Source organism: Paenibacillus zanthoxyli JH29 (genome assembly GCF_000520715.1).
Lineage (GTDB): Bacteria > Bacillota > Bacilli > Paenibacillales > Paenibacillaceae > Paenibacillus_AQ > Paenibacillus_AQ zanthoxyli.
The window spans coordinates 1-5375 of record NZ_ASSD01000010.1 but is presented as its reverse complement, the minus strand read 5'-3'; the positions used below and the strand labels follow the sequence as shown (position 1 = coordinate 5375).

Here is a 5375-nt window from a genome sequence, read left to right as displayed (position 1 = left end):
CGAACCGGCGGATACGAGCCTGCTGATCGAACGCTCCGCCAAGCTGGAGCGGCTGCTCGCCATGGTCAAAGAGCTGCGGGAAGAGGGAGAGCGCTGCCTGATTTTTACCCAATATATCGGCATGGGCCAGATGCTTCAACGCGTGCTGCGGGAGGAACTGCGGGAGCCTGTGCTCTATCTGAACGGAAGCACCTCCAAATCGGCGCGGGACCGCATGATCGAAGACTTTCAGTCCGGACGGGACATGCCTCTGGCCCCGCCAGGCCTGTCAACGCCCTCTTCCGCAGGCGGAGATCAGCAGGTCCTGCGCGCGTCCTCTTCGCTGAACGGACAGCCGCAAGCCTCTCTCCCGACCGGCCCGAAGCAGGCCCCTTCACTTGCGTCGCAGCGGCCTGCCGTGTTTATTCTGTCCCTGAAGGCCGGCGGCGTCGGCCTGAATCTGACGGCGGCCAATCATGTATTTCATTTCGACCGCTGGTGGAACCCGGCCGTGGAGAATCAGGCGACGGACCGGGCCTACCGCATGGGCCAGACTCGCGATGTTCAGGTGCATAAATTCATTGCCCTCGGAACATTGGAAGAGCGGATCGACGAGATGCTGGAGAGCAAGCAGCAGCTTAGCGACAGCATCATTACCAGCTCGGAGGGCTGGATTACCGAGCTGTCCACCGAGGCTCTGAAGGACCTGTTCACTCTGAGGCGCGAATGGTCAGGGGCCTGACGGCACCCGGGCCCGAAGCGCCAGAAAGCCATCCTCTGCATAAGTGCGGGATGGCTTCTTTTTTTAACCATAAACGCTGCTGCTATAGTATCTACCTGTAATCAGGCACACTCCTAATGCTTCCATACATCCTCATATTCCGGATTTCTTCTAAACTGGACTCCAACATAAGAGCACTGGGGTATGATTTTAACCCCCTTCGCTCTCGCTTCCTCCGCTAGCCTATTGAGCAGCCTCTGAGCGATATTTCCTCCCCGGTAATGAGGCGACACATACGTATGATCGGCTACCCAGGTATGCTCGTCTTTTGGCACGTAGGTAATTTCTCCAATCGGCCCCTCGTCCGTACGGATAACAAAGGCGTTGCGCTCCTTGTAAATAACGCCGATTTCATCGGTTTCGTTGTTGCTCATGGCTTTTACCTCCTCGTATAGCTTGCCCTTGGGTTCCAATATTACTTTACCCACTCAGCCCATTTTTCTTCAAAATCCGGCAAAAGGATGCGACGATTCACAGATTCAGGCTACAAATCTAGCAGATTCATTCATTTCACGCTTAACTTACACGAAAAATAAATTTTTCTCTGGATTTTCCAATTTACCGGTGGTAGAATCTTCTTAATCTTTTTCCCTACTAATCTAGGTGGAAATAAAGAGAGAATTACTAGGAAAGGAGAATTCTACATAAGCTTCACCCAGGCGGCAGGGGAAATCAACATTATACAGAACATTTGGGAGGGATTTTATTTGAAGTTGGGCAAATTAACACGCAAGCTGTCCATCGTGTCTCTGGCTTTGGGACTGACAGCCGGGACTATTCCGGGCGCCGCATTCGCCGCCGACAGCTTGCAAACGCATTTATCGCAATTTTCTACGAAAAGCACCTCTTTGCTTCAAAGCTCGAAAGGAACTTATATCTCACCCAAAATCAACACCAAATCATCTGCGGATGTCCGCGTTATCGTGCAGCTTAGCGGCCAACCGGCAGCCGTAGGCAAGTACGCGGCGAAGCAGGGCATTTCCTCCCTGGCGAAATCCGCTACCGAAGCGGCTGTCGCGAGCCAGCAATCGACAGTTCTGGACAAAGCCGAGGACGAAGGCATTGACCTTAAAGTGAACTATCGTTACAACACTGTATTAAATGGCTTCGAGGTAACCGTTCCCGCCAACGAGATTCCGGAACTCGCCGAAATTCCCGGCGTCAAGTCGATCTATGAGAACAGTACATGGTATGCGATTCCCGTTGATGAGGCTGATGCTACGATTACCGGAACGCTTCAGTACGGCGCAGCTCCTCTGGACCAGATCGGGGCGAATGCCGCTTGGGAAAAAGGATATACCGGCAAGGGTCTTAAAGTAGGCGTTATTGATACAGGCGTCGATTATAAGCATCCCGATATCGAACCTGCGTATATAGGCGGTTGGGATTCTTTCTATAATGACAATGATCCTTACGAAGAAGCCCCTAATCCGGAAGCGGGTTATGAAGGCTCTTATCACGGCACTCACGTAGCAGGCACCATTATCGGCAGATTCGACAATCCTACAAGCGAGATTGTGCAAAAAGGCGTCGCTTACGAGGCCAATCTCTATGCATACAAAGTACTCGGTTATAACGCCGACACCAAATCCGACAGCGGTTCTTCCGCTCAGGTTATCGACGGTATCGAGCATGCAGTCAAAGACGGCATGGACGTAATCAACCTCTCTCTCGGCTCCGACGCTGAGAAGGACGTTAATTCTCCGGACGCTATAGCGATCAATAACGCTGTCCTTTCCGGCGTCACTGCGGTTATCGCCAACGGCAATGCCGGACCGGGCGCAAATACGCTTGGCTCGCCCGCAACCTCACAGTTAGGTATTTCAGTCGGCGCGGCAACTAGCCCGGCGAAGAACTTCCATGTTAATTTCCAGCCGACGGTGGCGAGCGTTACTTATTCCACTTACAGCGACTTGAACGTCATGTCTTGGGAATTTGGCAAAAGCAATTTTAAGGACATTATCGGAACAGAGCCTGTAAAAGCAGGATTTGCGGGTTTGGGCACAGAAGCCGATTTTAACAAACTTCTTTCTCAACTCAATCTGCAAGAAGGCGAGCCATATATTGCATTCGTTTCGCGCGGAGTACTCGGCTTTACCGACAAAATCGCCAACGCTAAAAAATCCGGGGCCGCAGCAATTGTTATCTTTAACGGGAACGGTAAAGTTTTGAAGGACAACACATCCGTAGTCGATTTGAGCGAGAGCATTCCTGGCCGTGACGATTACATCAGCAACAATATTGGCGATATATATAACAGCATTCCGACGTTTGACATGAAAGGAAGCGAAGGACGGCTGCTCGCCAAAACGATTATAGCCAACCCTGATGTTACCTTTACCTTCGGAGCCGAGTACAATGAAACTGATTTTGCGGGAGACACACTCGCCAGCTTCTCTTCCGAAGGACCGAACGTCGATGCCAACCTGAGCATTAAACCGGATTTCGTCGCTCCGGGCGTAGGCATCCTGTCAACCTGGCCTGCTTACAAAAAATACGATGAGTTTAAAGATGCATCTTATGACAAAGCCTACAACCGCATCAGCGGAACAAGCATGGCTACGCCGCATGTGGCCGGCCTTGCCCTTCTTCTGAAGCAAGCTCACCCGACTTGGGGGCCGTTTGAGATTCGGGCGGCACTGGCCAATACAGCCAAGGTACTTGACGGATACAACGTATACGAACAGGGAGCTGGACGTGTAAATGTCGCTGACGCCATTAATACACCGGCGGTCCTTGAATCTATTGAACCGATCACGATTCTCGACAAAAACTTCAATCCGCAAAATGTTATCAACTATAACGATTCCGCCAACTTTGGTGTCGTTGCTCCTGGCGCATCCAAGATTGAAAATCTGCAAATTAAAAACACGGACAGCTCCAACTTAACTTATACCGCTGCCGTACAATGGCATGGTGACGCTCCAGCCGGAATTACAGCCGATTTAGGTCAAACTGAATTGGCAGTTGGAGGGTACCAAACCAAAACATTCGCATTGAATGTGAATGTGGGTAATAGTACAGAATCCGGCTTCTATGAAGGGCAGGTTACTTTGACTGCTCCTAATCTGCCTACACTTCACCTTCCTTTCTCCGTATATGTAGGCACTGAGCTGCCTAACAGCCCGGTAGGCATTCAGGAAATTTCGCTGACGAATCCAGTAATTTATCCAAATCTGCCAACGCCGGTTACAAGCGATCTGAGCTACAAGCTGACGGCGGACAAAACAAATGTGTATGAGCTTGACGTTTACAACTTGGACGATGAGCTTATCGGATTGATGGATTTCGACACGGTGACCAGCGCTACCTATCTTGAAACAGGCGTTCACACTGTCAAAGGCATTGATGGCTCCTACATCAAGTATGATGCCAAGGGCCATGTCGTACTTGACGAAAATGGTAAACCGGTTATAGGGCATCTTACAGATGGAGTTTACAAGCTGAACATCTTCTATGGATATTACAATAAATCACTCGATAAATTAACAAGTGATTACAACGGCTTCATCTCGCTGCGCGTCGATAACTCTACAAGCATCGGTGGAGGCGGTTCGGCCGGCGGCGGTGGAGGAGGCGCAGTTGCACCGACTACACCACCTGCACCAACGGTTCCAGGGTCCGCTGCAGCCTTGATCGACCAAGGCTTCAAGCAAGTAACCGTTACGCCTGCAACGACCGTGCAAAACGGCGTTACCATCATCACGGTATCGGATAACGACCTGAAAGCTGCTTTGGCTAACGCTACTACCGCCCAGAACGCTGTTATCATCTCGGCTCCTTCGGTTAGCGGTTCCGCCGCCAAGGTCAGCCTGACTGCGGATCAAGTGAAGCTGCTAGCAGCTCTCTCTTCCGCTACCAAGGTAATTCTCAGCACAAAAGATTCCGCAGTTTCCCTGCCCGTAACGCTGCTGAGCGGCGCTCCTGCAGGCGCAGGCTTCGATCTGTCGATTAAGCCGGCCTCGGAAGAAGCGGGCAAATTCACGGCAAGCGCAGCCGGTTCGTCTGTCATCGGAGCCCCGGTATCCTTCGAAGGAAACTGGACAACGGTAACTGGCAGCACGTATCTGACTGTGCCAAGCAATACGTTCATCAAGAGATCCTTCACTGTTCCTGGAAGCATTGCCGCGAATACGGCCGGCGTTCTCTTCGAAGAGAACGGCAAGATCACTCCGGTAGCTTCCGTATTCAAGGCTCAAGAGGGTGGAACGACCCTAGTTACCGTTAATCGTCCCGGCTTTTCAACATATGCCGCTGTAAGCCGTCCGGTGCCATTTACCGATATCGCGGCATCGTCTGCGGCTTCGGACATCACGGCACTGGCTAACAAATTGATCTTCCAAGGCACTTCAGCAACGACCTTCTCGCCGGAGAGCAACCTGACCCGCGCCGAATTTACGGCACTGCTCGTACGCGCGCTCGGTCTGCGCACCGACGCATCGGTAAACTTTACCGATGTGAAGGCAGCCGATTGGTATGCAGCCGATGTTGCAGCCGCTACGAAGGCCGGATTGATTCTGGGTGTTGGTAATGGCAAGTTCGCGCCGAAGGCCAAGGTTTCCCGTCAGGAAGTGGCCGTTATTCTGGATAGAGCCGTGAAGCTGGCCGGTATCGA

The 5375-nt window shown here is 51.8% G+C and carries 3 protein-coding genes; 2 read left to right on the top strand and 1 reads right to left on the bottom strand.

What is annotated here, in order from left to right:
- The coding region (locus L691_RS32395; protein WP_025688099.1) for a DEAD/DEAH box helicase at nt 1–721 on the top strand (721 nt) is incomplete at its 5' end.
- Between the two features lie 113 nt (nt 722–834).
- On the opposite strand, the gene L691_RS0100540 is transcribed toward L691_RS32395, so the two are convergent.
- On the bottom strand, nt 835–1134 hold the full coding sequence (locus tag L691_RS0100540; RefSeq protein ID WP_046723811.1) for a GNAT family N-acetyltransferase: 300 nt from the start codon (nt 1132–1134) through the stop codon (nt 835–837).
- A 333-nt stretch (nt 1135–1467) separates the two neighbouring features.
- Between L691_RS0100540 and L691_RS33875 the strand changes: the two genes are divergently transcribed.
- The coding region (locus L691_RS33875; RefSeq protein ID WP_025688096.1) for a S8 family serine peptidase at nt 1468–5375 on the top strand (3908 nt) is incomplete at its 3' end.

Excerpts from the sequence above, each read along its gene's own strand:
- L691_RS0100540 (WP_046723811.1), bottom strand. The coding sequence starts at position 1,134 with ATGAGCAACAACGAAACCGATGAAATCGGCGTTATTTACAAGGAGCGC.